Genomic DNA, 14,412 nt, shown 5'->3' with positions numbered 1-14,412 from the left:
TTAGTGTTAAGTAAACGCAATTAATCATAGTGGCTATAATTGCGACTACATACTCTGTTCTAGTCAAATTTAGGAGCACGTTTTTCGTAAAAGGCAGCCACTGATTCCTTAAATTCAGCTGAAGCCAATTGTTCAGCGAAAATTTCACCTTCCTTTTGCATTTGTGCTTTTACTTGTTCTTTATTGATTCCGCGGATCAACTGCTTAGACTGTTTGACAGAATTCGGCGCTAACCCAGCGACTTGCTCGGCAATTTTGAGACTTTCTGCTAGTAGGTTTTCATCTTCAAATACGCGAGATATTAAACCCGCACTTAGGGCTTCTTCAGCGTTTAAAGTGCGTCCTGCAATCATTAGGTCGTTGGCCCAAGCGTTGCCAACCGCTAGAGGCAACAACAGGCTAGAGGCTGCTTCAGGGACGACTCCGACATGGGTGAAAGGCGCACGAAAACTGGCGCTCGTAGAGGCGTAAACCATGTCGCAATGTAACAACATGGTGAGTCCGATGCCAATAGCGGGGCCGTTTACTGCCACAATGATGGGTGTTTCACATTCTGAAATTGCTTTTAAAAAGCGGATAACATTAGGCGTACCTGTTTCTTCGATAGGGTTAACAAAATCAGCTAAATCGTTGCCTGCGGTAAATATGTCTCCTGTTGCGGTCAGTAACACCGCTCGGATTTGTGGATCAGATTGGCTTGCTTCTAGGGCATCCGCCAAAGCACCATATAAGCTGCGATCTAAAGCGTTTTTAAGTTCAGGTCGATTAATGGTGAGGCGCATTACGCGGTGTTTGATTTCTACAATAAGATTGGTTGACATCATGTTTTCCTGTTTCTGACGAAGACTAGTTATCGGTATTGACAATGTGTTCAGCATTTTTGGCTATATGTGCTAAAAACCGCACTATGGTTTCTTGTTCAGCAAGACTGAACTCTTGCAATAAGGCGCGGTTGATTGTTCTTACCTTGTGATTGGACTGTTGCGCTATTACCTTGCCTTTGGGTAATAAAATAACGTTTTGCACCCGGGCATCTTTGGGATCTTTTTCACGCTTGAGTAACTCAATAGCTGCCATCCTATCCACCACCCCAGACATGCTTGAGTAGCTCATGTTGAGCTGATCAGCAATGGCTGTAATTGGAGCGTTGTCACATTTAGCAAGGGAAAAGAGCACTGCTAATTGTGTCGTACTAATTTGCATGTCACGTTTGAGTTTACGATCGGCAGCTTTAAACAAAGCGCCGTGTGCTAGCTGCAATAAATGAAACACTTTTAGCTGTTTTTTCATTACGATATTCTTTAGAAATTATTTATTTAATATACGAAATAAATAATTGTTTGGCAAGATTGAAACCTACCGAGAAGTAGCATCTATATTACTTTTATTTCGACATTGAAGTAAAAGTAATTTACTTGCGAAATAAATAGTGGTTTTATGATCCAAAGCAAACAAACAGTTGGCATAAAAACCTAATAGTAAGAGGTGTGCGATGAATACAACTAAAAATACGGTCGCCGGGCAACTCCAAAAGTTACCTACTAAGGCAGGGCACAGCGTAGCACTTACCTTGTTTCACAGCCAAACTGAGGCCGTTAAAGGGATATGCATTATTGCTGCAGCAACAGGTGTCGCGCAGCGTTTATATCGCGACTTTGCCATTTGGCTAACCACTCAGGGCTATCATGCAGTGACATTTGATTATGATGGCATTGGGTTATCTATTGATGGGCATGTAAAACACTGTAAAAGTGACGTGCTCAGTTGGGCAAATAATGACTGCCCAGCAGTACTCGAGGCGGTTGAACAGCAGTTTGGTAACCTAGAATGTATTTGGATTGGTCATAGTGTTGGGGGCCATATGTTAGGGATGATGCCCGATACAAAACAAATCTCTCGGGCCATCAATGTAGCAGTGGGTACTGGTACTTGGTGGCATAACTCTCCTAGTACTAAACGTGTTTCTTGGTTTTTGTGGTACGTGTTGGTGCCGGTGACTGTGCCGTTGTTGGGATACTTTCCCGGCGATAGGTTAAACGTTCTGTGCAATTTACCTAAAGGTGTGATGATGCAATGGCGTCGTTGGTGTTTGAAAGACGGCTATGCGGTCGAAGGGGAAGGGCAGTGGTTGCAAGAAAGATTTGCTAGCGTGAATTTACCTATTACAGCTATCGCTTTTAGTGATGACGATATGATGTCTCTAAAAAACATCGATATGTTACATGAACAATTTAGTGGCGCTGATGTTACTCGTCATGTCATAGAGCCGCAAAACGTAGGCCTGAAACGTATTGGGCATATCGGCTGGCATAAAGCACATTGCCAAAGCTTGTGGGAACAGGTTATCAGTCCAGTATTGAGTAACTCACTATAGCCACCCTAGCCACTAGGGTAGGGTGAGCTACAGAGTTTTTACTTTAAAATTGCCACCAATTCATTGAGATCTTTCACTACATAATCTGGCTTAGGCGCAAGGGGATATAAGGCTTTTCCTGGTCGCGCTATAAAAGCGGTTTGCAAGCCCGCAGCTTTTGCTCCAGCGACATCCCAACCGTGAGCCGCTACCATTAAAGCTTCATGTGGTTTAATGCCAAGTTTCTCTATCGCCCATGTATAAGAGCGTAAATCAGGTTTGTATATCTTAATGTCTTCAATGCTCAATCTTTCCTCAAAGTATTCAGTTAAACCCGCATTGGCGAACTGAGTTTTTACACCTTGATTAGATGAGTTGGTTAAGCTGACTATTTTATAACCTAAGGATTGTAACTTAGATAAACCTACTTTTACGTCTGGATGTGGCGGCAATGATAACAAAGGGGTTTTAATTGCGGTAAGGGCTTGTTCTGGCGTGATAGCTATGCCGTTATTTTTTGCAACCATCAAAAGCGCTGCCACACCAATTTTACCAAAATCATGATAATCGCCAGTAACAGTTGTCACTAAAGAATGATGCAACATAGTAGAAAACCACAAAGTGGTGAGTTCTGATCTTCCATCTAGCGCTGCTCCGATGGAACTGCGCATCGTCTCTAAATCAAGTAAGGTTTCATTGACGTCGAATATGATCACTTTAGGTTTGGGGGCGGCTTGCGTCATAAAGCTAAGGCCACTTAATAAAACCAAAAGACCAATTAATATTTTAGCGCGATGGGTATGGGTAAATTGCATGGTTATCTCAATGGTAGTAAGTGTAAGTCACTTATTGGGTTTAAATACTAGATTGTTAATTGCCAAAAATTAAAGTCGCCGAAAATTAAAGCGGTGCACCGTAATTTACTGCGGCTTAGTAACAGACCGCGATCCCCACGATTTATTGCAATTGCTTGCTGTTTTTATTATACCGTTCGGTTACAAGCTTTGACTAGTCGCTTAACAATACGTTGCTCAGAAGGAGCATAGGTTAAGTTATACTTAGTCATTACCTTATTAAATTGAGCGATGTATTCACATCTATAGTGATGATTGGGTGGTAACCATTCGCTAAGTCCCTTTGCACCCTTTTGCCGATTTAAAGAAGCCTGAGCCAGAATTAAATTTTCACTATCATTAGCAAATAGTGCTTTTTGTTCGCGACTCCAGTTGCTGGCGCCGTGCCCATGAGCAAATTTTAAAGGCACAATATGGTCAAGGTCTAAATCGGTAGATTGAGTAAATTTTTCGCTAGAATACGGGTCGTACCATTCACCGGTAAGCACATTACATTGTTTGTTCGACTTAAAGGAAACGGTTTTAGTCGAGGTTTGAAGTAACATTTCATGACGGGTATTTTGACAATCTTTGTCACTGTCCAACCAGTGAGGCCAGTCACCTCTGTCGTATAGGGTAACAAAGGCGCGACCTTGTTCTATTGCTTCATCGGTCGCTTTATCTATTTGATTAGTTTTTGCCTTAGGTAATCGGCCACCTTGATTAAGGCAGTCGGTTATTGTATCGAAGGCTTGATATTTTTTGGTTCGGTTAAACGAAGCGCTAGTTTGGTCATGGCATATGCCAGAGGAAGAAAGTTTAACTTTAGGCTCGAAAGAAGAGCTCGTCGCTCGTGCATCAATACACATAGCGAACACAAGAAACAACGAATAGGGTACAACTCTAAAAAATGTTACAGCTTTCATTTACAACTTAGATAAAACAATACGCCGCTATAGTTTGCCACGGATACAAAGAAATAAAAGGTAATTGTGGAATTAAAATTCTTCGTTACCGTGTTTGCTATTTTTCATATAAAACCACTGCAGACTCCTACACTAACTACTTTTTAGTACGACACCCTAAAGTCCCTTGCAAGTTTAGTGTTGGTAAGTAACAGTAACCAAAACTAAGGCTACGCAACCGAAGACTACGCACCCAAAGTAAGTGCCCAAGTGGACTACTAAACGAGTACTTTTTGAGTTTGGATTTCAGATGACTTTGTTACAAACACTTACGGCTCTAATGCCGGTCGTTTCTGTACTATTATTTTTAGTTCTTCTGCATTGGCCTGCTATGAAAGCAATGGCGATAAGTTTAGTGATTAGTGCGCTGATGACGTTCTTTTTTTGGCAGGTGCCTTTGGTGCAAATATCAGCCTCTGTGTTTGAAGGCTGGATTATTACCACATCTATCTTAATCATAGTGTTTGGCGCCATTTTTTTACTCAACACATTGAGGCAAAGTGGAGCGATAGCAGTGATACGTGAGGGTTTCATAGGTATTACTCCTGATCGCCGCATCCAACTGATTATTATTGCTTGGTTATTTGGAAGCTTTTTAGAGGGCGCTTCTGGTTTTGGTACCCCTGCTGCTATTTGTGCTCCTTTGTTAGTTGCTTTGGGTTTTAACCCACTAGCCGCTGTGGCGTTAGCGTTAATTGCAGATTCGTCTTCAGTCTCATTTGGGGCAGTGGGAACGCCAGTGTTAGTGGGTATCGGCAGTGGCTTAGATAGCGTAAGCGCTGGGCAATTACAGCAAATTTCTACTTCTGCCATTAGTATTGATATGTTTGTAGGGGTTTTGATCCCTGTAATGTTAGTGAGTATTTTGACTCGTTTTTGGGGCCAAAATGACAGCTTTAAAGAAGGCCTTACATTGTGGCCATTTGCATTGTTTTCTGGATTTGCTTTTTTATTTCCCGCTTGGCTGGTGGCCAACCTACTTGGCCCAGAGTTTCCTTCTATTATTGGTGCTCTGGTCGGCCTGATTGTGGTAATCAGTGCGGTAAAGATGAATTTTCTAGTGCCAAAAAATGTGTGGCGATTTCCCCAAGATCAACAGCAAGCTTCAGTAACAAAACCCCAGAGTAAAATGGCCAACAATAACGCACCCATATCCCTTTATTTGGCATGGCTGCCTTATGTGCTGGTGGCAATGTTTTTAGTGCTAACCAGACTCAACTCTCTACCTTTTAAGTCATTTCTTGAAGCGCCAAAGATTGAATTTTTGCATATTTGGGGGACCAACATTTCCGCTTCTTTTAGCCCATTGTATTTGCCTGGGGTTATATTTGTGATTGTTAGTATTATCACCTTCTTTTTGCATAACATGTCTTCTAAACAAGTACTGTCCTCACTTACAATTTCAGCAAAAACAATCATACCTACCGCTCTGACCTTAGCGACAGCAGTACCCTTAGTTAGAATATTCATAAATTCTAATGTGGAGGGGGCCACACTTGGCAGCATGCCCAAAGAGCTTGCCGCGACTATGGCTGATATATTTGGGCAAGCATGGCCTATGGCTGCTTCTTTTGTGGGTGCCCTAGGCGCATTTATATCTGGCTCTGCGACTTTTTCCAATATGATGTTTGCGGATTTACAACAGGCAACTGCACAAAAGTTAGGTATCGCCGAGCACCTTATATTAGCGCTGCAAATGTTGGGCTCTAACGCCGGTAATATGATTTGTGTCGTCAATGTTGTTGCCGCTTGTTCCGTTGTGGGACTAAACGGTAAAGAAGGTGCAGTGATAAGACTCACTTTACTGCCAATGATCGCATATTGTTTGTTAGTGGGTGTGGTCGCCACTATATGGCTTGGCGTTTTTTAAATACGAATATTGTCGCGAGTAGGCAAGCAATCACCCTTTGCCGCCATTATTTTTGATAGTTGCTCCGTGGAGACGTTTAGTCGTTACTCAACTTCTGTGGCCGGCCATTCGTCTTCTTCTAACAGCTTCTGGGTAATTAATTGTTCTCTCAACTCGTTAATGGTTTGTTTAAGTTCATCTCGTATCAAGCGTATGGCAGGGGAAATTAACTGGCGGCTTGGCAGTACTAACCACATTTCAGTCAAGGGGATTTTGTACTCTGGCATTAATCTTTTTAGCTTTCCAGATAGTAAGTCTTGGGCCACATCAATGGCTGATTTTTTAGCAATGCCCACTCCATCAACACACCAACGTCTGACAATATCGCCATCATTAACCGCTCGGTTACTGTTCATTTTAATTTTGAATTTTTGGTGCTGGTTATACAGCTCCCAAGCGTCGTGCACCACTTCATATAGTTTATAAAGCAGCGCATTATGCTGAGGGAGGTCATTAGGGGTCAGAGGTTCGCCGTGTTTAGCAATATAATGGGGCGCAGCACATAACACATGGGGAATATTGCAAATTTTAAACCCGTATAAATTTAAGTCTTTTACAGCTTCTTTGGTGATCGCACGTAATGCTACATCTATCCCGTCACGATAAAAGTCGGCTCGGCTATCACTAGCATGAAGGCGCAATGTCACTTCGCTGTAGTTACTCATAACTTTATTAAGTAAAACACGCATTAAATTTCTGCCCATCTCAGAAGATACCGCCATGCGTACTTCGCCAGTAATGGATTGCTGTTCTTCGTTTATTAATACTTGACCTTGTTGCAATAAATTCAACGCTTGTTGACATAGCGGCAGGTAGCGTTCGCCTTCAGGAGTAAGACGCAGTTGCCTGGTGGTGCGCACAAATAATTGAGCTCCTAGCTCTTGTTCAACACGCTTCAAAGAGACGCTGGCAGCGGATGAGCTCATATCTAATTTATTAGCAGCGGCGGTAATAGATAATAGCTCAGCAACCTTGAGCAATACTTGTAAATCAGCAATTTTCATTTAGGCCTCGTGTATATCGCGCAATAATAGTGAATTTCAGCTAAAACTATTATCCACGTTTTCGCGAAAGTGTATTAATGATTTGCCCATTTATCGAATAAATCTTAGGCCTTAGGATACTGTCATACTCAATCAATGGAGACGAACAAATGAGAACACTATTGAACATACCGACCTTAGCCTTAGTGGTTACACTTCTATCCCCTGTAGTTTTTGCAGATAAAACGGCTTCGAAAGTCGTGGTAGCAAATAATATTGAATGGGGCTACCTCAACCCACTTCGCGGTGAAAAAAGCCCTGGAGCAGCTGATCTCTGGGGGGATCGTACCACTGATTCTGCCACAGGCATGTTAGTACGTTTCAAAAAAGGCTTCGAGTCGCCACCACATATTCACAACATTACCTACCGCGGCATAGTGATTGAAGGACAAATGCATAACGACGATCCCAACGCAGAAAAAATGTGGATGCCAGCGGGCTCGTTTTGGACTCAACCTGCAGGTGAAGATCACACCACAGCGGCTAACACTGCGACTAACTTAATTTATCTTGAAATTGATTCAGGTCCCTATCTAGTTAAACCCTCAACAGAGAAGTTTGATAATGGTGAGCGCCCACTAAACCTGCACCGAGATAATATAGTTTGGCTAAACGACAGTGATCTAAATGATATTCAAGCGGCAGGTGCACTAACTAGTTATTTGTGGGGAAGCACCGCCGACATGAACGGAACTATGATTAGATTACCAGCAGGCTTTGATGGCGAAATTAGCACAGCAGCAAGTGAGTTCCGTGCAGTAGTAATTACTGGCGCGGTGGAGTACCTCTCAAAAGAACAAAAAACACCACAAAACCTAAGCCCAGGTAGTTACCTAGAATCAACGGGCAAGTTCAGTCATTCGCTTAAAAACAAAGGCGATACAGCCGCGACCATCTACATTCGCACCAATAACAAATACCGTGTGAAATAAAAGTGACTTCAGCCTTTAGTAATAATATTGCTAAAGGCTGAATACAGGTCATAACCATCAAGGGTACACATTGTCTCTGATAAATTTTTTGGTATCGATTGGAACTCATCTTCATTTTGCAGTGACAATGTTTTCCCTAAAACGTCTATCAATACTACTTTAGTTTAATACACTAATTCCCCTGTTGTGCTATAAACTCTTTATAGCAAGCTCATGAAGTACCACTCAAATCTTAGATTTTTATAATTTAAAGTACCCACTCTACTTTACATAAAATTGCTACACAGGCTCATGGATTGATGAAAACAAAAAATAATAGGGTTAAAAAAGCGTTACCATTTTTAACTATTATGTTCTTAGTCTTCAGTTTAATTATCTTGTGGAGCTTTTTCACTCTTATTCACGGCAGTCAATTGCACCAACTCAACATGCGTCATTTCAAATATACTAGCGAATTGAATGCTTTAATTTCCAAACGCGCAGAGCTTGTTTCTCTTAAAGAGACGGTAGACCTTGAACAAATTAGACTAGCATTGATCAATGTGCGCAATCAGCCAGATACCTGTTTAGCCACTATTGATAACACTGATAGAATCCTAATGAAGCTGATTGGTACCGAGGCAATTATTAGCATTTGTGAAAATGACATCCAAAGTGCAGATCTAGCACTCGCTATGTTGGAGCGTTATCAAAAAGGTGAAGTCGATATACAGGCTTTGCAAAATCAATTAGTGTCAGCACTGGCAGATTTTGAGAGCAACTCTACTGAATTTGAATACCCAGTAGAAAAAACCAATGATTTTATTGCCAAGGCAACCGTTTGGCTGATCATTTTATGCTCGGCTATTGTACTTTTAGTCACTCTATTTATATCTATTTCAGTCTCACGAGTACTGACTAAACGAGAAGAGGCAATGAAAGCCCTCGCAGAAAGTGAGGAGCGAAATAGAAAGCTAGCCTTTTTAGATACGTTAACCGGTTTACCGAACCGAAATATACTTGAAAATTATATTAACCAAGCCATTGCAAAAGCCTCACGAGAACACTCATCTTTTGCGGTAATGTTTATAGATCTAGATCAGTTCAAAGATATTAACGATACCCTTGGTCATTCTGTGGGTGATAAGTTACTAGTTAAAATGGCCAATCGTATTTCACTTGCAATGCGCGAAAACGACTTGGTGGTACGTTTTGGTGGTGACGAATTTGTCGCCATCACAGATTGTTTTGACTCAGTAGAGACTATCGATTCTGTCGCTAATAGAATTATCGAAACTATTAAAAAACCTATCCACATAACCGATTCTGAAATACTCATTACTGCTAGTATTGGCATTGCCTGCTACCCAGAAAATGGCAATAACACAACTTCTTTGTTGAGCCACGCAGATACTGCCATGTATCAGGCTAAGAACGCGGGTAAAAATCAATTTCAGCCATACGACCAAGTCTCTGCAAGTATACAAAACCGTAAGTTGAGTATTGCCAAACAGCTACATCACGCCATTGAAAACAATGAATTTAGTTTGGTTTATCAACCTATAGTTAAACTATCCACAGGTCAAACAGTGGGCAGCGAAGCCTTGATACGTTGGACCAATGCAAATGATGAAGTAATTGGTCCAGATGAGTTTATCCCTATAGCGGAACATTCGGGACAAATCATTGAAATTGGTTATTGGGTATTAGAACGAGCATGTCAGCAATGTAAAGAATGGCATGATGCAGGGGCTGTTAATCATGTTATGGCCATAAACGTGTCTTCCCATCAATTAAAAGCTCCATTATTTACGACACGTCTTGCTGAGATTTTAACAAAACTGTCGTTACTGCCAACGAGCATTCATATTGAAATCACCGAAAATTTTGCGGTAACCGAAGACGAACGCTGCGTAAGTACTTTGCACGAGTTAGCTAAGTTAGGTACTAAACTGCTACTAGACGATTTTGGAACGGGCTACTCCTGTTTAAGTTACTTAAAAAACTTACCTTTTGACGTATTAAAAATAGATAAGAGTTTTATGCCCGCCAACAACACTATCGCCTCAACTATTATTGCTATGGGCCATGAATTAAATATGGAAGTTATCGCGGAAGGGATTGAAACCCAAGATTGTTACGATTTTCTAAATAATCTCAAATGCCAATATGGACAAGGATACTTGTTTCAAAAACCCGTCCCTCCCAGTGAGTTCGATATATTTAAAAAGTTTAACTAAACGAATAAACATGACTGTCCAGTTAATTTTTAATTGAGTCTTTTTTGCGTTATTTCATAAATAAATAGCCCTCTACCTTTTATTTCACGGCAATTCAAATGATAACTTGGTTTATTTCCATTCATTGGAACTTTAACAGTAATATGCAATGGAGCGTTTGGATCATAGCCTCCCTCTTTCGCTGTAGATTTAATTGTCCATAAGTCTCGTGCCATTTGATTTATTAGTTGTTTGGCGCCTCGCCTTGCAACTCCACTTGTAGAATTTAATAGATTGTATAATGTTTCTGGACCAATTTTAGCCCAGCCCCGTCCTTCTGTTATTGGTTGGTACTGACCTAGATTTTTACGAAAGTTCCTTATAAATCTTTCATGAGTTGTTGTTTCATTCATCTTGGAAGCTCCTTTTTATAATAATTTACATAGCTGTCTTGTTACGCTTAATGGTTATCAATATCGATAACTCGACCAGAGCACGCCTGAATATATCTGGGTGCTTCTTCCGATGCATATAACACAACTGCTTGCCTTCCATTTAGACAAATAACCGAACGCCAACCTAATCCGGAAAAATCACTAGTGTTAATTTCTTCTTCCTCTATTAGAGATGCTCTAGTTCTTGTTATATAGAAAATAAGATCAAGCTCTTTCTTAGATTTTTCGTATTTTCCAATGTCGGATAAAGTTTCAGTTTGAGTAACAATCAAGTCATATATTTTAGCCACTGCAGGAACATCTTCAACAATCGAAGGAAGTTGAAGATCGTTAAGACTCTGAATTGATTTAATTGAGTTATACGTATCTTTTACTCGCTTTCCACGTAAAGTGTTGGGATTGGTTATTTCTTTAATTTGAAAATTAGCATCAACAAATCTCACATCAACTTTACTACTTTGTTCTAGCGACTTGATCTCAGTTTCTTTAAATGGGTGTTTAATAACGCGGAGGAACTCAGATACTACCCAACGTTCTCTTTTTTCTTTTCCAAGATTCGAGTAAAAATCAAGGTCTTCACGCGCTTCATCCTTTAGGTGTTGCAAAATTTCATTATCATTCATTTACAGACTCCTATGCGAATTTTAATTTACATTATGATAGCTGTTAACTCTTTATTACATAGAGGCTTAATATTACTTTTTGATAGGTCATTGCGTTCTTGAAAGTGCTCAGAAGGCACGAAGAAGATAAAGGTTCTTCCTCCTTTCACATTCCAACCTACAGCTATAAAAGATTTCTCTTCTACCCACTTTTTGTCTCCACCTTGATAAGGGATTAATTCATTAGGATTTGAACCTGATAACGCCGTGATATGAACTAAACCTAAATCGCTTTCAATTACGACAAGATCTCTATGTCCAGCAGAGTTAGTTCTGTTTTCGATGACTCTAGCATTGAAGTTTAAGGTGTTTAGATGTTCGCAAACTAAGATGGCTAACGATTTTTTTCTTTGTTGGGGATTATCACCCTTGATTTTTGACACAGACTTCCTTATTCGTATAACGGGGCTGGTGAAAAAGTTGGTTTTGACCACGAATTAACATGACTGTCTCGTTAATTCGCTTTAGCTTGTACTTCAGTATTCATTCGATCTGACATTCTTTCATGAACAGAGTTTGAAACAACATCCAAATAAGTTGCAAAAACCGCTGATACTACATCCATGAGATATTTCCTTTATGTTTCCGATTAGCTAATATTTCGTCTGACGATATTATGTCTTGGTCAATCATTACAAGTTAACATGATTGTCCGCAAATTTTGCTAGCCAAACTTGCTAAACGAAACTTCTAAGCCGTTTGTCATTGGTTTGTAACCAGATGAAAAGTTTACTTATAGGCTTTGAGGAAGACTCAAATGCTAAAATATAGTTAATACATGCGCGGATTAGCATTACTACTGCTTGCCCTTCCCAATTGACATTTACTTCAGGTTCTTCGAGCTTTCTAAAGTGTTTAATTGAATTACGTGCATAGTTTAGATGACCATCTCTAATTTCTTTATCACTTAAGTCAAGACCATATTTTTCTCTCAGACCTTTAGGGAAATAATCATTTGCGGGTATCTTACCTTTATATTTAGCGTGTTTGCCGAGAATTTCCTCTGCAGCTCCAGCGAGTGTGATTGTGCAAATATAATCTTGTTCATCAAGGAACAAAGCTATTGCTTTTTCCAGTTGATGTATTGCGATGTGTACCTTTTTCATTCGATTAACAATTTACTCAATAACAAAACTGAGACCATATTTTTATTTGGCCATCTCGTACTTCTGTTATAAACGTATTCCATTTTTCACGCAAAAGATACTCGGTTTAATTCTCCATGTCTTTAGTCGGCAAAGCCGATGCTCTTGATTTACCCTCGACTGAATGCTCGCCGCTTATTTGTTCATTTTTGTAGGTCAAACGCCATGGATAGGCGATTGAGTAATAGCTCGTATGGAACGAATTATTACGACCTGCAAAAATTAATAAATAGGTGGATGAAGATCATTTCCCTCGAGCGGCCCTTTTTGTTTACTTTTTGCGGCTGTAGGTAAAAAGTAAATCGCACAGAAGGGATTCTATGTGAAAAAAGCCATGGATGGCAGTAAGCGCCAGCGCATGCTTTAAAGCCTCAATGACAAAGTCATAACCCCGCAACCCCATGCAATGCCCCCTCCAGCGTTGACGCTAAACAAGATGATCTGCTACCATCCGCCCCCAATTTTTTGCTCTGGGATTACGCCCCAACTCGCAAGGTAATAATATGTCTGAACTCTTACAATCTACATCTCCAAAATACGTGGTCTGCGCGTTATACAAATTTGTCTCTCTTGAAAACTTCAAGGAACTCCGTCAACCCTTACTGCAGTTTATGGAGTCGAACGATATCAAAGGTACTTTGTTACTTGCTGAAGAGGGCATTAACGGTACTGTATCGGGTACTCGCCAAACTATTGATGCATTGCTTAATTGGCTTAATGCTGATGAACGCCTTAATCCGATTTCGGTTAAAGAATCTCTGGATGAAACTCAGCCTTTTCATCGCACTAAGGTGAAGCTTAAAAAAGAAATAGTGACGATGGGTGTTGAAGGAATCGATCCTCGCAAGACAGTGGGTACTTACGTAAAGCCTGCTGACTGGAACGATTTAATATCCGATCCAGACGTATTATTAATTGATACTCGTAACGATTATGAAATTGAAATCGGCACCTTTAAACATGCTGTAAACCCTAACACTGAGTCGTTTAGAGAGTTTCCTCAATATGTGAAAGATAATTTAGACCCAGACAAAAACAAAAAAGTAGCGATGTTTTGTACCGGGGGGATTCGCTGCGAGAAATCTACGGCTTATTTAAAAGAGCAAGGGTTTGATGAGGTGTATCACCTTGAAGGCGGTATTCTTAAATATCTAGAAGAAGTACCTAAAGACAATACCCTATGGGAAGGCGATTGTTTTGTATTTGATAACCGTGTGGCCGTTAATCATGATTTAGAAAAGAGTCATTACGATCAGTGTTATGCCTGTCGATTACCAATTACAGAAGAAGATAAACAAAGTCCTGTATTTGAAGCGGGGGTGAGTTGTCCTAAATGTTATGGTAAACATAGTGAAGAACAGATTGCGCGTTTCAGAGAGCGTGAAAAACAAGTCAATTTAGCTCGTGAGCGTGACGAGGAACACTTAGGTTTAGAAGCGCGCAAAGCGATAAAACTTCGACGCCAGCAAAAAGCAGCAACTCGTCGCGCGCAACGAACTGCTATGGGTAAAAGCAACGGTTGATAAATTAACCGAAAAGACCTTCTAATACTAATAGCTCATAGACCCTACTTGTTATAAACGGTAGACTTAGGTCATTACATAAAAGGTTGAAGAAACTATGTCTGATAAAGTATTAACTCCAGAACAAATTGCTGAAGCTCGCAAAGAATTTGATTTCTTTGATGAGGACGGTAGCGGCACAATAGGCTTACGTGAGTTTATTGAATTATTGACAGTATTATCGCCCAAAACTAAAGCAAGCCATGTAGAAGAGGGGTTTGGTTTAATCGATAAAAATCATGATGGCTCTATAGACTTTGATGAGTTTTTGGAATGGTGGCGACAGTCTTGGTGGGAATACTAAGCTAAAAGCTTGATCATGTTTTATTTCGAGGGTTTCAAGTATTTGGAGCCC

At 40.4% G+C, this 14,412-nt stretch carries 15 protein-coding genes; 6 read left to right on the top strand and 9 right to left on the bottom strand.

From position 1 onward, the window contains the following. Window positions 1-59: 59 nt before the first annotated feature. On the bottom strand, window positions 60-821 hold the full coding sequence (locus ABJK37_RS02215; protein WP_348349658.1) for an enoyl-CoA hydratase-related protein: 762 nt from the start codon (window positions 819-821) through the stop codon (window positions 60-62). Window positions 822-846: 25 nt separating this feature from the next. Next, entirely contained in the window at window positions 847-1,290 is a 444-nt protein-coding gene (locus ABJK37_RS02210; protein ID WP_348349656.1) for a MarR family winged helix-turn-helix transcriptional regulator, read from the bottom strand. A 202-nt stretch (window positions 1,291-1,492) separates the two neighbouring features. On the opposite strand from ABJK37_RS02210, the gene ABJK37_RS02205 reads away from it, so the two are divergent. Next, window positions 1,493-2,374, top strand: coding sequence for an alpha/beta hydrolase (locus tag ABJK37_RS02205; RefSeq protein WP_348349654.1), 882 nt, complete (start codon window positions 1,493-1,495; stop codon window positions 2,372-2,374). Window positions 2,375-2,412: 38 nt separating this feature from the next. On the opposite strand, the gene ABJK37_RS02200 is transcribed toward ABJK37_RS02205, so the two are convergent. Both ABJK37_RS02200 and ABJK37_RS02195 read right to left on the bottom strand, forming a co-directional pair. Continuing rightward, on the bottom strand, window positions 2,413-3,096 hold the full coding sequence (locus ABJK37_RS02200; RefSeq protein ID WP_348349952.1) for a haloacid dehalogenase type II: 684 nt from the start codon (window positions 3,094-3,096) through the stop codon (window positions 2,413-2,415). A gap of 239 nt (window positions 3,097-3,335) precedes the next feature. Further along, the gene (locus tag ABJK37_RS02195; protein ID WP_348349652.1) at window positions 3,336-4,112 is read right to left on the bottom strand and encodes an HNH endonuclease family protein; all 777 of its coding nucleotides are present in this window, start codon (window positions 4,110-4,112) and stop codon (window positions 3,336-3,338) included. 289 nt (window positions 4,113-4,401) lie between these two features. Between ABJK37_RS02195 and ABJK37_RS02190 the strand changes: the two genes are divergently transcribed. Next, entirely contained in the window at window positions 4,402-6,021 is a 1,620-nt protein-coding gene (locus tag ABJK37_RS02190) for an L-lactate permease (protein ID WP_348349650.1), read from the top strand. 83 nt (window positions 6,022-6,104) lie between these two features. Here the strand turns inward: ABJK37_RS02190 and ABJK37_RS02185 are convergent, their stop codons facing one another. After that, on the bottom strand, window positions 6,105-7,064 hold the full coding sequence (locus ABJK37_RS02185; RefSeq protein ID WP_348349648.1) for a LysR family transcriptional regulator: 960 nt from the start codon (window positions 7,062-7,064) through the stop codon (window positions 6,105-6,107). A 149-nt stretch (window positions 7,065-7,213) separates the two neighbouring features. Between ABJK37_RS02185 and ABJK37_RS02180 the strand changes: the two genes are divergently transcribed. Both ABJK37_RS02180 and ABJK37_RS02175 read left to right on the top strand, forming a co-directional pair. After that, entirely contained in the window at window positions 7,214-8,035 is an 822-nt protein-coding gene (locus ABJK37_RS02180; protein ID WP_348349646.1) for a DUF4437 domain-containing protein, read from the top strand. Between the two features lie 299 nt (window positions 8,036-8,334). Beyond that, the gene (locus ABJK37_RS02175; RefSeq protein WP_348349644.1) at window positions 8,335-10,254 is read left to right on the top strand and encodes an EAL domain-containing protein; all 1,920 of its coding nucleotides are present in this window, start codon (window positions 8,335-8,337) and stop codon (window positions 10,252-10,254) included. Between the two features lie 29 nt (window positions 10,255-10,283). Here the strand turns inward: ABJK37_RS02175 and ABJK37_RS02170 are convergent, their stop codons facing one another. The 4 genes from ABJK37_RS02170 to ABJK37_RS02155 all read right to left on the bottom strand — a co-directional run bounded on the left by ABJK37_RS02170 (window position 10,284) and on the right by ABJK37_RS02155 (window position 12,456). Further along, on the bottom strand, window positions 10,284-10,646 hold the full coding sequence (locus tag ABJK37_RS02170; RefSeq protein ID WP_348349642.1) for a hypothetical protein: 363 nt from the start codon (window positions 10,644-10,646) through the stop codon (window positions 10,284-10,286). Window positions 10,647-10,693: 47 nt separating this feature from the next. Then, complete coding sequence (locus tag ABJK37_RS02165) at window positions 10,694-11,311, bottom strand: DUF1780 domain-containing protein (protein ID WP_348349640.1); 618 nt, start codon at window positions 11,309-11,311, stop codon at window positions 10,694-10,696. Between the two features lie 26 nt (window positions 11,312-11,337). Beyond that, window positions 11,338-11,733: a hypothetical protein gene (locus ABJK37_RS02160; RefSeq protein WP_348349638.1), complete on the bottom strand. Its 396-nt coding sequence runs from the start codon at window positions 11,731-11,733 to the stop codon at window positions 11,338-11,340. Between the two features lie 294 nt (window positions 11,734-12,027). Continuing rightward, entirely contained in the window at window positions 12,028-12,456 is a 429-nt protein-coding gene (locus ABJK37_RS02155; RefSeq protein ID WP_348349636.1) for a hypothetical protein, read from the bottom strand. Between the two features lie 542 nt (window positions 12,457-12,998). Here ABJK37_RS02155 and ABJK37_RS02150 point away from each other — a divergent pair. Continuing rightward, on the top strand, window positions 12,999-14,018 hold the full coding sequence (locus tag ABJK37_RS02150) for a rhodanese-related sulfurtransferase (protein WP_348349634.1): 1,020 nt from the start codon (window positions 12,999-13,001) through the stop codon (window positions 14,016-14,018). A 97-nt stretch (window positions 14,019-14,115) separates the two neighbouring features. Then, window positions 14,116-14,361, top strand: a complete 246-nt coding sequence (locus ABJK37_RS02145) for an EF-hand domain-containing protein (RefSeq protein ID WP_348349632.1) — start codon at window positions 14,116-14,118, stop codon at window positions 14,359-14,361. Window positions 14,362-14,412: the final 51 nt, after the last annotated feature.

Source organism: Paraglaciecola sp. (genome assembly GCF_039964565.1).
Taxonomy (GTDB): domain Bacteria; phylum Pseudomonadota; class Gammaproteobacteria; order Enterobacterales; family Alteromonadaceae; genus Paraglaciecola.
This window is presented reverse-complemented; position numbering and strand designations above follow the sequence as displayed.

Bases quoted from the DNA above. Each gene is read 5' to 3' on its own strand.
- ABJK37_RS02215 (WP_348349658.1), bottom strand. From the start codon at position 821: ATGTCAACCAATCTTATTGTAGAAATCAAACACCGCGTAATGCGCCTC.
- ABJK37_RS02210 (WP_348349656.1), bottom strand. From the start codon at position 1,290: ATGAAAAAACAGCTAAAAGTGTTTCATTTATTGCAGCTAGCACACGGC.
- ABJK37_RS02205 (WP_348349654.1), top strand. From the start codon at position 1,493: ATGAATACAACTAAAAATACGGTCGCCGGGCAACTCCAAAAGTTACCT.
- ABJK37_RS02200 (WP_348349952.1), bottom strand. From the start codon at position 3,096: ATGACGCAAGCCGCCCCCAAACCTAAAGTGATCATATTCGACGTCAAT.
- ABJK37_RS02195 (WP_348349652.1), bottom strand. From the start codon at position 4,112: ATGAAAGCTGTAACATTTTTTAGAGTTGTACCCTATTCGTTGTTTCTT.
- ABJK37_RS02190 (WP_348349650.1), top strand. From the start codon at position 4,402: ATGACTTTGTTACAAACACTTACGGCTCTAATGCCGGTCGTTTCTGTA.
- ABJK37_RS02185 (WP_348349648.1), bottom strand. From the start codon at position 7,064: ATGAAAATTGCTGATTTACAAGTATTGCTCAAGGTTGCTGAGCTATTA.
- ABJK37_RS02180 (WP_348349646.1), top strand. From the start codon at position 7,214: ATGAGAACACTATTGAACATACCGACCTTAGCCTTAGTGGTTACACTT.
- ABJK37_RS02175 (WP_348349644.1), top strand. From the start codon at position 8,335: ATGAAAACAAAAAATAATAGGGTTAAAAAAGCGTTACCATTTTTAACT.
- ABJK37_RS02170 (WP_348349642.1), bottom strand. From the start codon at position 10,646: ATGAATGAAACAACAACTCATGAAAGATTTATAAGGAACTTTCGTAAA.
- ABJK37_RS02165 (WP_348349640.1), bottom strand. From the start codon at position 11,311: ATGAATGATAATGAAATTTTGCAACACCTAAAGGATGAAGCGCGTGAA.
- ABJK37_RS02155 (WP_348349636.1), bottom strand. From the start codon at position 12,456: ATGAAAAAGGTACACATCGCAATACATCAACTGGAAAAAGCAATAGCT.
- ABJK37_RS02150 (WP_348349634.1), top strand. From the start codon at position 12,999: ATGTCTGAACTCTTACAATCTACATCTCCAAAATACGTGGTCTGCGCG.
- ABJK37_RS02145 (WP_348349632.1), top strand. From the start codon at position 14,116: ATGTCTGATAAAGTATTAACTCCAGAACAAATTGCTGAAGCTCGCAAA.